The 14,326-nt window shown below is 68.5% G+C and carries 14 protein-coding genes and 1 pseudogene; 6 read left to right on the top strand and 9 right to left on the bottom strand.

The genetic code is table 11. From position 1 onward, the window contains the following. Positions 1 to 187: 187 nt before the first annotated feature. From ACFT32_RS04490 to ACFT32_RS04470, 5 genes are all read right to left on the bottom strand, one after another. Complete coding sequence (locus ACFT32_RS04490) at positions 188 to 1,678, bottom strand: gamma-aminobutyraldehyde dehydrogenase (protein WP_382485749.1); 1,491 nt, start codon at positions 1,676 to 1,678, stop codon at positions 188 to 190. Next, positions 1,678 to 2,784, bottom strand: a complete 1,107-nt coding sequence (locus tag ACFT32_RS04485) for a proline racemase family protein (protein WP_382485746.1) — start codon at positions 2,782 to 2,784, stop codon at positions 1,678 to 1,680. The genes ACFT32_RS04490 and ACFT32_RS04485 overlap by 1 nt, the downstream gene beginning before the upstream one ends. Continuing rightward, positions 2,784 to 3,698: a dihydrodipicolinate synthase family protein gene (locus ACFT32_RS04480; protein ID WP_382485744.1), complete on the bottom strand. Its 915-nt coding sequence runs from the start codon at positions 3,696 to 3,698 to the stop codon at positions 2,784 to 2,786. Before ACFT32_RS04480 ends, ACFT32_RS04485 begins: the two co-directional genes overlap by 1 nt. 150 nt (positions 3,699 to 3,848) lie before the next feature. Next, positions 3,849 to 5,093 carry an NAD(P)/FAD-dependent oxidoreductase gene (locus tag ACFT32_RS04475; protein ID WP_382485741.1) on the bottom strand — a complete coding sequence of 415 codons (1,245 nt, stop codon included), beginning with the start codon at positions 5,091 to 5,093 and terminating at the stop codon, positions 3,849 to 3,851. A 248-nt stretch (positions 5,094 to 5,341) separates the two neighbouring features. After that, positions 5,342 to 5,938, bottom strand: coding sequence for a short chain dehydrogenase (locus tag ACFT32_RS04470; RefSeq protein WP_382485739.1), 597 nt, complete (start codon positions 5,936 to 5,938; stop codon positions 5,342 to 5,344). A gap of 70 nt (positions 5,939 to 6,008) precedes the next feature. Between ACFT32_RS04470 and ACFT32_RS04465 the strand changes: the two genes are divergently transcribed. The 5 genes from ACFT32_RS04465 (at position 6,009) to ACFT32_RS04445 (ending at position 10,663) form a co-directional block, all read left to right on the top strand. Continuing rightward, positions 6,009 to 6,875, top strand: a complete 867-nt coding sequence (locus ACFT32_RS04465) for a LysR family transcriptional regulator (protein WP_382485736.1) — start codon at positions 6,009 to 6,011, stop codon at positions 6,873 to 6,875. A gap of 388 nt (positions 6,876 to 7,263) precedes the next feature. Then, complete coding sequence (locus ACFT32_RS04460) at positions 7,264 to 8,136, top strand: transporter substrate-binding domain-containing protein (protein WP_382485733.1); 873 nt, start codon at positions 7,264 to 7,266, stop codon at positions 8,134 to 8,136. A gap of 34 nt (positions 8,137 to 8,170) precedes the next feature. Next, positions 8,171 to 8,977, top strand: a complete 807-nt coding sequence (locus tag ACFT32_RS04455) for an amino acid ABC transporter permease (protein WP_382485730.1) — start codon at positions 8,171 to 8,173, stop codon at positions 8,975 to 8,977. Beyond that, a complete protein-coding gene (locus tag ACFT32_RS04450) occupies positions 8,977 to 9,816 on the top strand; it encodes an amino acid ABC transporter ATP-binding protein (protein ID WP_382485727.1) in 840 nt (279 codons plus the stop codon). The genes ACFT32_RS04455 and ACFT32_RS04450 overlap by 1 nt, the downstream gene beginning before the upstream one ends. Before the next feature lie 136 nt (positions 9,817 to 9,952). Beyond that, on the top strand, positions 9,953 to 10,663 hold the full coding sequence (locus tag ACFT32_RS04445) for a GntR family transcriptional regulator (RefSeq protein ID WP_382485725.1): 711 nt from the start codon (positions 9,953 to 9,955) through the stop codon (positions 10,661 to 10,663). Between the two features lie 357 nt (positions 10,664 to 11,020). Here ACFT32_RS04445 and ACFT32_RS04440 read toward each other — a convergent pair. Continuing rightward, a pseudogene (locus ACFT32_RS04440) lies at positions 11,021 to 11,320 on the bottom strand (histidine kinase); the annotation flags it as partial. Between ACFT32_RS04440 and ACFT32_RS04435 the strand changes: the two are divergent. Beyond that, complete coding sequence (locus ACFT32_RS04435; RefSeq protein WP_382487100.1) at positions 11,298 to 11,462, top strand: hypothetical protein; 165 nt, start codon at positions 11,298 to 11,300, stop codon at positions 11,460 to 11,462. The pseudogene ACFT32_RS04440 and the gene ACFT32_RS04435 sit on opposite strands and share 23 nt — an antisense overlap. Positions 11,463 to 11,541: 79 nt before the next feature. On the opposite strand, the gene ACFT32_RS04430 is transcribed toward ACFT32_RS04435, so the two are convergent. The 3 genes from ACFT32_RS04430 to ACFT32_RS04420 form a co-directional block, all read right to left on the bottom strand. After that, a complete protein-coding gene (locus ACFT32_RS04430; RefSeq protein WP_382485722.1) occupies positions 11,542 to 11,760 on the bottom strand; it encodes a hypothetical protein in 219 nt (72 codons plus the stop codon). A gap of 120 nt (positions 11,761 to 11,880) precedes the next feature. Next, entirely contained in the window at positions 11,881 to 12,726 is an 846-nt protein-coding gene (locus tag ACFT32_RS04425) for an ABC transporter permease subunit (protein ID WP_382485720.1), read from the bottom strand. After that, a complete protein-coding gene (locus tag ACFT32_RS04420) occupies positions 12,723 to 13,661 on the bottom strand; it encodes an ATP-binding cassette domain-containing protein (RefSeq protein WP_382485718.1) in 939 nt (312 codons plus the stop codon). The genes ACFT32_RS04425 and ACFT32_RS04420 overlap by 4 nt, the downstream gene beginning before the upstream one ends. Positions 13,662 to 14,326 lie beyond the last annotated feature (665 nt).

The raw sequence follows: 14,326 nt of genomic DNA, 5'->3' as shown, positions 1-14,326 counted from the left end.
TTCTGGTTTGTCGGGGGCCTGCCGGGCGGGTAGTCCTCGGCAAGACGGCTAGGAGGACGGTGATGGGCTGGGTGCTCATGAATCCTCCCGGGAGGCCGGACCACGGGACAGACGTGCCGCGGGGCGGTCTCCTGGCCGGAAGACCGCCCCCGCTCAGCCGGGGTGGACGCGCTGCATCGGGAGCAGGTCAGTGGCTGGTGAAGACCACCTCGTGCCAAGCCTTGTGTCGCTCGCCGGTGATCTCCGACATGACGTGCTTGATGTTGGTGTACTCGTCGAAGGAGTAGGTCGACATGTCCTTGCCGAAGCCGGAGGCCTTGTATCCGCCGTGCGGCATCTCGCTGATGATCGGAATGTGGTCGTTGATCCAGACGCAGCCTGCCTGGATCTCGCGGCTCGCGCGTCCGGCGCGGAAGACGTTGCTGGTCCAGGCTGAGGCGGCCAGCCCGTACGGGGTGTCGTTGGCCAGTCGGATGGCGTCGTCGTCGCCGTCGAAGGGCAGGCAGACGAGGACCGGACCGAAGATCTCCTGCTGGACGATGGTGGAGTTCTGCGCGGCGTCGGTGATGAGGGTGGGCTCGTAGTAGGCGGCCCGGCCCAGCGGCCCGTCGGGGATCCTCCCGCCGCGCACGATCGTGGCTCCGGCCTTGCGGGCGGCGTCAACCATGGCGGCGACCTTGTCGCGCTGCTGGAAGGAGATCAGTGAGCCCATGTCGGTGTCGGGGTCGTCGACCGGGCCCAGGCGTACGCCGTCCATGACAGCGGCTACCCGCTCGACGAATGCCTCATAGAGGGGACGCTGGACGTAGGCGCGGGTGGCGGCCGTGCAGTCCTGGCCGGCGTTGATGAGAGCGCCGGCCACGGCGCCGCGGGCGGCGGCCTCCAGGTCGGCGTCGTCGAAGACGACGAAGGGAGCCTTGCCACCGAGTTCGAGGTGGACCCGCTTGACCGACCCGGCCGCCTGCGCGGCGATCTGACGGCCGACCGCCGTGGACCCGGTGAAGGAGACCATGGCAACGTCGGGGTGGGTGACCAGGGCATGCCCGGCGACAGGGCCGGTGCCGGTGACGACGTTGATGACGCCGTCGGGGATCCCGGCCTCCTGGGCCGCCTCGGCGAACATCACCGAGGTGAGTGGGGTGAGTTCGGACGGCTTGAGGACCACGGTGTTGCCGGCGGCGACGGCGGGCAGCGCCTTCCAGGCGGCCATTTGCAGCGGGTAGTTCCAGGGAGCGATGGAGCCGATGACGCCGATGGGTTCGCGGCGGATGGTGGAGGTGTGTTCGCCGGAGTACTCCGCTGAGGCACGGCCTTCCAGGTTCCGTGCCGCACCGGCGAAGAACCGGACGTTGTCGATCGAGCCCGGGACGTCGAAGCCGCGGGTCAACCTGATCGGCTTGCCGCCGATGCGGCTCTCGGTGTCGGCGAACTCTTCACTGCGGGCCTGGAGTTGGTCGGCCCAGCGCAGCATGGCTTCGGAGCGTTCGGCGGGCGTGGTGCGCGACCATGCGGCGAAAGCGGCGCGGGCGGCGGCCACCGCCTCGCGCACGTCCTCCGGGCCGGCCAGGGTGTCGGTGGCCAGGACCTCGCCCGTGGCCGGGTTGGTCACCGAGTACTGCTCGCCGGACGTGCCGGAGCGGCGCTTCCCGGCAATGAACTGCTGTCCGGTGGTCTCCATCAGTGCTCCAGTTCGGTCTCGTCCGGCCCGATGGGCGGGGGGCTCGGCTCGCCCCACAGGTCGCCGAGCGTGTAGCCGTGCGGGAAGGGGTCGGTCTCGTCCAGGACGTACTGGCTGAACGCGGTGATCCAGCCGCGGCCGCTGATCGTCGGCAGAACGGCCTCGAAGGGGCCGACCCGGGTGGTGCCCAGGAGGGTGCCGGTGAAGGTGGTGCCAAGGATCGATTCGTGAACGAACGGTGTGGTCGGGGGGAGTTCGCCGCGTGCGTGCAGGGCGGCCATGCGGCCGCAGGTGCCGGTGCCGCACGGGGAGCGGTCCAGCGTGCCGGTCCAGGTCGCCGGATCGGCCAGGTCCACCTCGCCGTTCGGCAGGACGACCGCGTTGCGGCCGGCTGCGCCCGGCGTCGGAGACGGGCCGTGGATCATGGTCAGGGCTATCTGGTTGATGCCCGGATTGAGCGGGTGGCTGACCGGCACCTGCTGCTGGGCGGCGGTCCGTAGCACAGCTCCGGCGCGGACGATCTCCTTGGCGGCGGAGGGATCGAGACGGATACCCAGGTCGGCGGCGCGCGCCTGCACGAAGAACTGCCCGCCGAAGACGATGTCGACCGGCACGGACCCGTACTCGGGCAGCTCCAGGACGTGGTCGAGGGCGACCGTGAACGCGGGCACGTTGGCGAAGGTGACCCGGGTGGCCTTTCCCCCTGCGACGTCGGCGCGGACCCGGACGAGGCCGACCGCGGTGTCCACGGTGAGTTCGGTGACCGGCTCGGTGACCGGGACCGCCCCCGTCTCCACCAGGGCGGTGACGGCGCAGATCAGGTTGGAGCCGGACATGGGGCGAAAGCCGCCCTGTTCCAGTACGACCAGGCCGAAGTCGGCCGACGGGTCGGCCGGGGGCAGTACCAGGGCGCCGCACAGGGCTGGGTAGCCGCGAGGCTCCCGCAGCAGGAGCCGGCGCAGGTCGTCGAGGTGTTTCTCGCAGTACTGCAGCCGCTCGGCCATGGTGGCACCCCGCACGTGCAGGTGGCTTCCGATCAGTACGCGTCCTGGTTCGCCCTCGGCGTGGACGTCGATCGCGTGGACGCGGCGATGCTGCGTGGTCATCACGCAGCCACGGGGTCGGCGGTCTCGACGCCGGCAGCGGTGAGCAGGGTGCGCAGCTCCTCGCGGTACTCGGGGGCCAGCGGCAGGACGGGGGCGCGCATGGGTCCGGCGCCCACACCGATGAGGTCGAGCCCGGTCTTGATACCGCAGGCGTAGTTGTGGGACTCCAGGAAACGGCAGATCGGGAAGATCTTGGCCCACAGCTCGCGTGCTGCGTGCAGATCGGCTCGGACGGCGAGGGCGTCGTACAGGTCGGCGCACAGCCGGGGGATCACGCTGGCGGTGCCCCACACACCGGCCTTGGCTCCGCTAGCGAGAGCGGCGAAGGTGAGGGTGTCCCAGCCGTTGAGGGCGGCGATGTCCTTTGCGTGCCGCTGCTGGACGGCGGTGAGCCAGGCGAAGTCTCCGCCGGTGTCCTTGTAGGACGTCACCGCGGTCTCGCGGGCCAGCTTCGCCAGCTCTTCGGGGGTGAGCTGCACGCCGGTGGCGGAGGGAATGTTGTAGTACATGATCGGGATGTCGATCGCCTCCGAGACCGTGCCGAAATAGGCGAGGAGCTCCTCGAATGACGGGGCGTCGTAGAACGGCGGCACGATCATAACGGCGGTCGCACCGGTCTTCTCGGCATGGACGCTGAGTTCCACCGTCTCCGCCGTGCTCAGTGCGCCGGTTCCGGCGACCACTGGGACGCGCCCGTCGGCGGCCTCGACGTACAGCTCCGTGACCTGCTTGCGCTCGTCAAGGGTCAACGTGGTGAACTCGCCAGTGCTTCCGCCGGGGACGAGGCCGTGGATGCCGCCGGAGATGATGTGGTCGGCCTGGCGCTTGACACCCGCGGCGTCGACGGCGCTGCCGTCCGAGGTCAGTGGGGTGACGACGGCGGCGAGGATGCCGGTGAACTGCGGGGTACTCATGGGCGATCTCCTGAAGTCAGTGGAGGGATGTAAGGGGCGAGGGAAGAAACGGCATTGCGGGGGTGGGCCGCCTCGGACCGAGGGCGACCGGCCCCGGCGTCGCGGCGGAGGTGCTGTGGGAAGGGGACCTGGTCACGGCGCCCGCATACGTCACCTGTGGGTGAAGCGGAGCGGGGAGACCGCCTCGGCGGCGGTGGGGAGACGCTGCTGGGTGATGGCCTCCGTGATGATCTCGGCGGTCGCCGGGGCCAGGGTGAGGCCCAGCATGCCGTGGCCCGAGGCCACGTAGACGTTGGGCAGAGGGTGGAGCCGCCCGATGAGGGGAAGCCCGTCGGGGGTCATAGGCCGCAGGCCCGCCCAGGGACTGGCCTCGCCCGGGGGGTTGCCCCAGCTGGTGAAAGCATCGGCCGCTGCCCTCTTGATGGCGGCGATGCGCCGGAGGTTGATGTTCTCTTCCAGGCCGCCGAACTCCATCGTGCCGGCCAGACGCAGGAATCCGTTCAGTGGTGTCACCGCGACCCGAGCGTCCTCCAGGGTGAGGGAGGTGCGCAGTTGCAGGGGGGCGGGCGCGTAGTCGACGCTGTAGCCCTTGCCGGGGCGGATGGGCAGGGGGACGCCCAGTTCGCGGGTCATACGGCCGGTCCAGACGCCGGCCGCCAGGAGCAGGGAGTCGCCGGTGATCTCGCCCCTGTCGGTCACCACTCCGGTGACGGTGTCGCCTTGCCGCAGGAAGCGTTGTACCGGGGTGTGCTCATGGATCTCCACGCCCAGTTCCTGACAGCGCTTGACCAGGCCCTGGGTGAGGGAATCGGGCTCCACCTGCCGGTCGTCCCGGAAGTACAGACCGTGGCGGATCCGGCTGTTCAGTGCCGGTTCGCAAGTCTGGACGGCGTCTCCGTGCAGGTGCTCGGGAACCATGCCGAACCGTTCGAAGACGTCGAGGGACGCGCACTGGTCCTGGTATCTCTCCCGGGTCTCGAAGGCCAGCAGGACGCCGGCCTTGTGCATTTCGAAGGAGATACCGTCTCGGCTCCAGTCGTCGAGGAGATCCATGGTCCCCTCGGCGAGGCGCAGTTGGGTTTCCAGCCCGCGGCGGAAGTCCCGGGCGGTGCAGTGCCGGGCCATGGTCAGCATGAACTTCACGAAGCCCGGGGCGAGTGAGGGCTTGACGTACAGCGGACTGTCCGGCTTCAACATCCACTTCAGGGACTGGAGGATGACTCCAGGGGCCGGCACGGGGCCGCTCTCCGCCAGTGCGATCTTGGCCGCGTTGCCGTGCGTGGCGGCAGAGCCCGCACGCCGGGCGTCCAGTACCACAACCTCGCAGCCGCTCTTGGCCAGCCGGTAGGCACTCGCCAGGCCGACGGCCCCGGCGCCCACAACAATGATCCGCATGGCGTCGTGTACCTCCTGACAGGGCGCGTCGGGCGCCTCTTGCGGCGGGCGGCAACTCCAACCCGCCGCAGATTGTCAAACAATCTGCGACTGACGCTAGGCTCGCCATCCCGCCCAGTCAATAAGTTGGGGCGAACTTGTTGTGAATGAGCTTGCTCCTGCCTTCCGGCGACTGCCACGCGCATGCGCAGGCGCGCACACGAAAGGGGCCCCACTTGCATGGGGCCCCTGAACTGCGGAAAGAGTGTCTACGGAGCGTAGATCTGTCCGGTCTGGGCGCCCTCGACAGAGCGGACATACGCCCGCGCGACGTCGGCGAGGTCGACCGACGTCATGCCAGGGAAGTAGTCCCCGTAGTCGGCGAGACTCTCGGTGAAGACCGTGGGGCTGACCGCGTTGATGCGCTGCGGGGCGATCTCGATGGCGGCGGCGCGCACGAACGCCTCCAGTGCGCCGTTGGCCATGGAGGCCGCGCTGCCGGTGGGGATCGGCTCGCGAGTCAGAATGCCGGTGATCAGGGTGAAGGAGCCGCGCTCGGCGATGCGGGGGACCCCCTGCCGCACCAGGTCGATCTGGCCGAGCACCTTGCCCCGGAAAGCGGCCAGGTAGTCCTCGGGAGTCATCTCGGTGACCGGCTTGTACGGCACGTCACCAGCGGTACCGACCACAGCGTCCACCCGGCCGGCCCGGTCGTACAGTTCCGCGATCTGTGCGGGGTCGGTGATGTCGTAGCGCAGGTCACCGCCGCTGCGTCCCACAGTGAGGACCTCGTGTCCGCGGTCGGCGAGTGCCTTGTGGACGGCCGTGCCGAGCGTTCCGGTGGCACCGATGAGGAGAATCTTCATGAGTGCGACGCTAGGCCCGCCTGGAGGCGTGCGGGAAATACCTTCCCTGGAGCACTTATGCTCCAGGGTTATGAATGTGGAGCTACGCCACCTGCGGGCACTCGCCGCGATCGGGGACGAGGGCACCATCACGGGTGCCGCGGCCGTGCTCCACATCAGCCAGCCCGCGCTCTCGCGCACCCTGGAGCAGCTGGAGAGCAGGATCGGCGTGCGCCTGGTGGACCGGACCACCCGCGCCCTGGCCCTCACCGGTGTCGGCCAACGGCTTTACGAGCGCGCCCATCTGATACTCCATCAGGTGAACGATGCGCTGGCGGAGGCCGCGACGGGGATACGGCCGCTGCGCATCGGGTTCGCCTGGGCGGCACTCGGCGACCGTACCGTGCCACTGCTGCGCACCTGGCGCGAGGCACACCCGGAGACCCCGGTGCAGGTGCACCGCCGCGACGACCCGGAAGCGGCCTTGCGCCGCGGGGAGATCGATGCGGCGCTCCTGCGCACCATGCCCGGCCCGGGCGCTGGACTGGAGGTCGAGCCGCTGTTCCGGGAACGGCGCCTGGTCGCCGTACCCGAGAATGACCCTCTCTCCCGTCGTCCAATCGTGCGCCTGACTGATCTCGCCGACCGTTCGGTGGTGCTCTGCGCCACCGCCGCCACGACGACCAACCTCTGGCCCGACGGGCGGCGACCCCGCACGTTCGAGGTGGCCAACGTCGACGAATGGCTCACGGTGATCGCCACCGGTGACGCGGTGGGCGTCACCGCCGAGGCAACCGAGCACAGCCATCCGCACCCAGGCATCCGCTACCTGCCCCTCGCCGACGCGCCTCCCGTGACGGTCCGCCTGGTCTGGCCACGCACCCCGACGCATCCGGCCACCCTCGCCTTCCTCGAGCACCTGCGAGACATGGCCGGCGCCCAGGGTCTGGAGGCGTAGTCACCGCCAGCAAGGCAACGGCCGGGTTACGAACGACGGATTTCAGAAGGGAACCCCATGTGAGGCCGGCGTGCCTCTGGGGCCACCGCTCGTGTTCAACCTACTCGCGTAACACCAGGTCAAGCTCCTGATGTAGGTAGCACGTAACCGATGGCGGTCGCCGCAAGCGGCTTGGGCGCTGCCGCGAATCATCACGGCTTCGTCCATTGACAGCGCGGAACCACCTCCTTAACCTTCCCCCAACTTGCTGCTTGTCAGACAATTTGCTGGCTCGTATCCGCCCGCCCCATCACGGGCCCCGCCCTGCGGATGAGACCCCCACTTCACCTTCACCTCCGCGGCGAGCGCACGCTCCCCTTCACTCGCCCTTCAGCCTCCGGAGTACGTCATGGCCCTCACCAAGCAGAGCAGATACACCTTCTACGTGCTGGGACTCCTCCTGTTGTCCCTCATCGCCGGATACCTTGGCGGACAATCGGGGTCGGACGGAGGCTCGTCGCAGGCCGTGGCCTCGTCCGCCTCCTCCAGCAAGGCGGCCTGGATCGACAAGATCAAGAAGGCGGGCGTGCTGCGGGTCGGCTGTGCCGACGCGCCGCCCACCATCGTCGTGAAGTCGGACGGCACCTGCACCGGTCCTGACCTCATCCCGCTGCAGAACCTCGCGGACGGCATAGGCGTCAAGGTCAAGACAACCTCGACGACTTGGCAGAACATCGTCGCCGGGCTGCAGGCGAACAAGTACGACGTCGCCGCCGACCTCGACCAGACCGTCGAGCGAAGCCTGGCGATCCGCTTCACCCACCCCTCCTGGTCCTACTCCGGGGTGTTCCTGGTGGAACGAAGCGGCGGATACGCCACCAGCAAGCAGATTCTCGCCGCGTCCAAGCCGGTCGCCGTGCCGCAGGGGTCGACCGCGGACCTGGCGCTGCAGCAGGCCAAGGCCAAGGGACTGCGGGTGGACAACTTCCAGAACGCGGCCTCCGCGGTGAAGGCCGGCCGCGCCAGCGGGGTCTTCGCCGACCTGCCGACGGCCGTAGACATGGCGACCAAGGACAAGTCCCTGGGCATCGTCATTCCCGATCCCGCGCTCCTCGTGCGCCACGTGGCCTACGGCGTCCCCGCCACCATTGACTCCCGCTCCATGGAGATCATCAACGTGGCCATCGACAACTCGGTGGCGAGTGGCGAGATCGACCGCGCTTTCGCCGAGGCCGGCTACCGGGACGCGGACTCGCTGGGTGACCTCGAGATCAAGTCCTGACCGAGCCTCGACGCCCATCCGGAGGTAGTCCGCGATGCAACCCCATTCCCTCGACCTCGCCTACACGCTGGACATGAGTGTCCTCGGTCCCTCGCTGCCCACCCTCCTGGACGGCCTGTGGCTGACCCTGGAGATCTCCGCAATCGTGATCGCCGCGAGCACGGTCCTGGGTTTCCCGCTGGCCGTGGCACGGATGTCCAAGATCGAGGTCATCCGCTGGCCGGCCCAGTTCTACATCGAGGTGTTCCGCTGTACGCCGCTCCTGATCCAGCTGCTGTGGGTGTTCTACGCCATGCCAGCACTCCTGGAGACGACCTTCCCGGCGAAGCTGTCGATCATCATGGCGTTGACCGCGCACCTGACCGCCTTCATGGCGGAGACCTACCGCGCCGGAATGCAGTCGGTGCCCGTCGAGCAGATCGAGGCAGCACGGATGCTCCGGCTGGGCAGAGTCCAGATCCTGCGGCACATTATCGTGCCGCAGGCCTTCCGCCAGCAGATCCCCACGATCCTGTCGCTGAACGTGAGCATGTTCAAGGACACTTCCCTGGTCTCCGCGCTGGGCCAGGCGGACCTGACCTTCCAGGGCAATGTCCTCTCCAGTCAGACTTACCGGCCCATGGAGATCTTCACGCTGGTCGCCCTCATGTACTTCGTCATCGCTTTCCCCGCGACACTCCTTACCAGCTACATCGAACGGCGCCTGATCACGTCCGGATCACGGGGCGCTCCGCCGCCTTCGTCTCCGCTCCGCACCGCGCTCGGCCGTCTGCGGCCCGGTTACCGGCCGCCCGTCGTGGCTAACTCCTCCACCTCGATGTCCCAGCCGGAAGGTGCCTGATGGCGACGCAGGAATCCAACCCCCCAGCTCTGAGCAAGGGCACACCCGACCACGCGGCCGGTACCGGCGTCCAGGAGGGCCCTCCGACGCATGACACGGCGTTCCTGCACACCCGCGGGGTCAGCAAGTCGTTCCACGGACGTCAGGTCCTGAAGGAGGCCGACTTCCGTATCGGCAGCGGCGAGATCGCCGTGCTCATCGGTAAGAGTGGATCCGGGAAGAGCACCCTCCTGCGCGTCATAGCCGGGCTGGAGGAGCCTGACGCCGGCGACATCCACCTCGACGGCCAGCCCGTCGTGCAGGAGGGTGAGTACCAGGAAGCGTGGAAGGAACTCCGGGGCCAGATCGGAATGATCTTCCAGAACTACACTCTGTGGCCCCACATGAACGTCCTCGACAACCTCACCCTCGCCCCCCGGCAGGTCCTGGGCGAGAGCAGGGCCCAACTGCTGGAGCGGGCCGAGCAGGCCCTCACCGAGGTCGGTATGGCGCGCCATCTGCGCAGCCGCTGCACGCAGTTGTCCGGAGGCGAGCGTCAGCGGGTGGCGATCGCACGAGCCTTGATGATGCGCCCACGCCTGCTGCTGTGTGACGAGATCACATCCGCGCTCGACCCTCCGGTCGCAGCCGAGGTGCTCGGCGTGCTGACCAAGCTGAAGCAGGAGGAGAACATCGCCTGCGTCATCGTCACCCACGACATGGCATTCGCCTCCAAGGCCGCCGACCGCCTCTGCTTCTTCGAGGACGGCGTGATCAAGGAGGACGCCCTCCCCAGCGAGGCATTCACCAATCCTCGAACGCCAGGCCTCAAGGCGTTCATCGACGCCATCCGATTCTGACCGTGCCGCGATTCCGCTGCTCCTCCGGGCAAGTGGTGCGGAGGGCGACGGTATCGCGGCCATCGGGCGTACGTGGTGTCGTCCGACCGCTCCCGCCGCCGCCATAGAATGCAGTCTGACAATCTGCGGAGGATTCATGAGCGAGCAGGGAGCCCAGGCGGCCGGTCCGAGGCCGGTCACCACCCAGACCCGCCGGGACGCGGCGGTGGACGAGCTCCGTCGAGCGATCCTGGCCGGAGAGCTCAAGGCCGGCCGACCTCTGCGCGAGGTGCACATCGCCCAGCAGCTGGGCGTCAGCCGTCCGACTTTGCGCGAAGCCATCTACCAACTGATCCACGAAGGACTTCTGGAGCAGCAGCCCTACCGCGGAGTCGTCGTCACGGCGATCGACGAGAAGTTCATCACCGACACCGCGGCCGTCCGCGTTGCACTGGAGACGCTCGCGGCACGGGCACTGGTCGAGGCTCCCGACGGCTCCGGAACAGCGAAGCTCAAGGCTGCATGGGAGGAGTACCGCGCCGCGCATGGTGCACAGGACGCCTCACGCCTCCACCAGGCCCATATCGCCCTGCACCGCACCATCTGGGAGGCCTCCGACAACGCCATGCTGAAGCGGATCTGGCCGACCGTCGAAGCGCAGATCAACCTTGCCATCACGGTCGACGAGAGCACCCGATCCGATCCCGACCGGGCTCTGCGCGTCCACGAACGACTGATCGACGCCATTCTGGGCGGTGACCCCGCGACCATCGAGGCCGAGGTGGAACGCCACACGCGGTCCAGCGCCGAAGAGTTGATCGAAATGATTGCCGAACGACAGCGCGAAGCAGGAGACGGCGAATCCTGAGGGGCTGCGGGGGACGACCGGAGCCCCATGCGGATGCCCGACGGTGTGCCGGCTTCGGGAAGCGGCAGACGCACGTCGAGGAGGAAGCAGCCGTCGACGTCCGCTCCGGCACGGAGGCTGCCGCCGACGGTGTGTGCGCGCTCGCGCATGCCTGTCAGCCCGTGTCCTGTGCCCATCGAGGCCATGGCCGGGGTCGGGCCGATGTGTACGAGGTGGCAGGGTGGCCGGCTGTCCCTCCTGCCGGTGGCGGATGCTCTGCCCGGCGGCGGTCAGCGATTCGAGGAGCCGGCCGAGGCGGGACAGGCTGGGGACGGGTTCGGTCGGTTGTGTCTCGTCGCCGGACAGTCGGAGCACGTAGAGCAGAGAACTCAGTTCGTCCAGTACGGTGCGGCCGATGTCATGGATGTGGCTGAGCGCCATCTCCGCCTGATCCGGTCGGCCTCTCAGGAAATGACGGGCGACCCCCGTCTGAATGGTGATCAGGGCAATGTGGTGGGCGATCACGGCGTGGAGTTCCCGGGCGATGTGCAGGCGTTCCTCGGCGACCCGACGGCGGGCCTCCTCTTCCTTGCTCGCCTCCACGTGTACCGCTCGCTCCTCCACTGCGGCCAGGTAGTCGTGCCAAGTGCGTACGGTGCCGCCGACAGCGGCGCACATTCCGGTCCAGGCGAACATGGCGACGGCCTGCGGGCTGTCGGCCGAGTTCATCGAACCAGCCATGACGGTATACAGCACGGCGGCCGTGCCGACGGTGGCGATCATCGCGGTCCGCCGACGGGCCGTGCGGGCAACGGTGTAGACCACGATCAATGTGCTGACCTTGAGCGCGCGCGACGGATACGACGTGAGGATGGTGAAGACGGCCTCACCGAGTACCGTCAGGGCCAGGACGGCAGTGGTGCCCGGCGGCGGGCCAGCAGAAGCAGGAACGCGGCCCCGGCGGCAACGGCGTCGGCGCCCGACACTCGTTCGCCGTCGGGCCAGCTTCCGAACAGCAGGGGCAGCGTGCCGGCACCGCCCACGAGGGTGGCGAGGCCGGCATCCAGCAGGCGCGGATGCGCGTGGGTTACTCGCGCCAGCCATGCCGGGCCGATCACGGCGTCACCGTTCGTCGTACGGGTCCCTCGTTCGGGTCTTTCGTTGGGGCGGATGCGGCCGCCCGCCCGTACGCCTTGAAGGGTACGGGCGGGCCGGCGGGGTCCCGGCGTCGACCGGGCTCACGCATCGCGCCGCTTGAGCAGGACGGCCGCGCCGGCCAGGAGCACGACGATGTAACCGGCGAACACCGCGAGCCCGGCCCCGGGCGACAGCGAGTCACTGCTCGTCTGCACCGTCATGAGGGCGTTCGCCGCGTTCGACGGCAGGTGCGGGCCGATGGCGTCGTTCCAGCTGCTCGGCAGCAGTTGGATCAGACCGGGCAGCACGAACAGCGCGCCCACCACGGTGGTGATCGCCCCGGCGGTGTTGCGCAGCAGGACGCCGACCGCCAAGCCGATGAGCCCGGCACCAGTCAGGTAGACCGCCGCGCCGACCAGCGCGCGGAAAACCCCCGCATCCGACAGCGCGGCAGTGGCCATGTCGCGGGAAGACAGCACTGCCTGACCGGCAAGGAATGCACCCAGCGAGGCGACCAACATGAGCACGAGACCTACCGCGGCGAAGACGACGGCCTTGCCCCACAACACCGGCAGACGCGCCGGGACCGCTGAGAGCGTGGCGCGGATGGATCCGGTGGCGTACTCACCGGCACTCATCAGCACCCCCAGCACCGCCATGGCCAGCGCGGCAAGGGTCACCCCGCCCAGACTGATCGACGTCGGGTCACCGAAATCGTCCTCCCCCGGACCATCTCCCGAGCCGACCAGACTGCTGAACAGCAGTCCGAAGCCGACGACGAGGACCACGGTGATCGCCAGCGTGTACATCGTCGAGCGCAGCGACCGCAGCTTGATCCATTCCATGCGGACGACCCGCGGAAAGGTCACCCGCAGACTGCCTGCATTCCGGCCGGCGCTCCCGGTCGTCTCCTGTGTCTCCTGCGGGGCGAGGTCGGTGGTACTCATGGGTTCGTCCTTCCCGTGGTGGCGAACGCCGCAGTGTTGGCGTGGTATTCGACGGCATCGCGGGTCAGCTCCATGAACGCCTCCTCCAGCGACGCCTCCTGAAGGGACAGCTCGTGCAGGACCAAGCCGGCGGCCGCCGCGCGCTCCCCGATCTCGGCGGCCTCCAGCCCCTGGACGTCCAGGACGTCGGGCCCGCCGCTGGTGACCGAGACGGCGTCACCCAACAGCAGATCACGCAGGGATGCGGCCTGCGGCGAGCGCACCCGTACGCTGCGCCTGGAGGACTGGGCGACGAAGTCGGTCAGCGGACCGGCCGACAGCAGCCGACCCTTCCCGATCACGATGAGGTCCTCGGCGATCAACGCCATCTCGCTCATCAGATGGGAGGAGACGAAGACGGTCCGCCCCCGGTCCGCGAGGTCCTTCAGCAGGTTGCGGATCCACAGCACGCCTTCGGGATCTAGGCCGTTGACCGGCTCGTCCAGCATGACGATCTGAGGGTCGCCGAGCAGCGCCGAGGCGATGCCCAGCCGCTGGCCCATGCCGAGCGAGAAACCGCCCGCCCGCTTGCGGGCCACTTCTGTCAGGCCGACCATGTCGATTACTTCCAGAACCCGCTGCTTGCCGATGCCGTTGCTGGCGGCCAGGGCCAACAGGTGGTTGTACGCCGAGCGGCCGGGGTGGATCGCCTTCGCCTCCAACAGTGCCCCGATCTCCTGCAGTGGGGCCTTGTGCTGCTCGTACGGTCGGCCGTTGACGCGGACCGTTCCAGACGACGGCCGGTCCAGTCCCATGACTATCCGCATCGTCGTCGACTTGCCCGCGCCGTTGGGCCCGAGGAAGCCCGTCACCACCCCGGGACGCACGCTGAAGCTCAGCGCATCAACCGCGAGCTTGTCCCCGTACTTCTTACTGAGGTCGTTCACCTCGATCACAATCCACCTCCGGGCTGTTTGAGGACTCAAGGTTCTTGCAGCACGGCGGGCTTCCGCGTCGCCCTACAGCGGTCACTGCGCATACCACGACCGCAGTACGCAGCCGCTGCCAGTAGCGACCGTGGATTGACGCTCGCCATCGCTCACTGTGGTCGGACATGATCGACCGCTGACTCCGAAGATCCCGGGCAGCGCAGCCGGGGTATCCTGGCGCAGGAAGCGCCGTGCACACCGCGCTGAGAGCGGGCCCTGAACGGTGGATCCGCTCGAGCGGGGGCCGAGGCGCTGCTGACCTCCCTGGTGGCCCGAGTCGAGCGCCATGCTGGCCGACGCACTGGCGGACGCCCATGCCGAAACCCATGTGTCCCGGGGATCGCCTGCCAGGCCGAATCGGTCGGGTTCGTTCCAGCGGGCTGGATCCCGGTTGGCGGCGCCGAGACCGATCAGGGACTTGTCGAACCGGTTCGATGGCACAGCCCACCGTCCGACTCACTGTCGCAGGCGAGCCGTTCGGAAGATGGGGCAGCGGGTCTGCTGCTGATGTGAGCAAGTCGAACCGGTTCGCCGGAAACTAACACTGCGGAACTTCTTCGGCAATACTCTCGACGCGGTTCTCCTCCTGATGCCGGTGGCTCAGTGGGGCCGGGGCTGACGCGGAGTAGATG

Origin of the sequence: Streptomyces sp. NPDC057002 (assembly GCF_042673825.1) — a bacterium.
GTDB lineage: Bacteria > Actinomycetota > Actinomycetes > Streptomycetales > Streptomycetaceae > Streptomyces.
The sequence above is the reverse complement of the archived record's forward strand: the minus strand, read 5'-3'. Positions and strand labels throughout refer to the sequence as shown.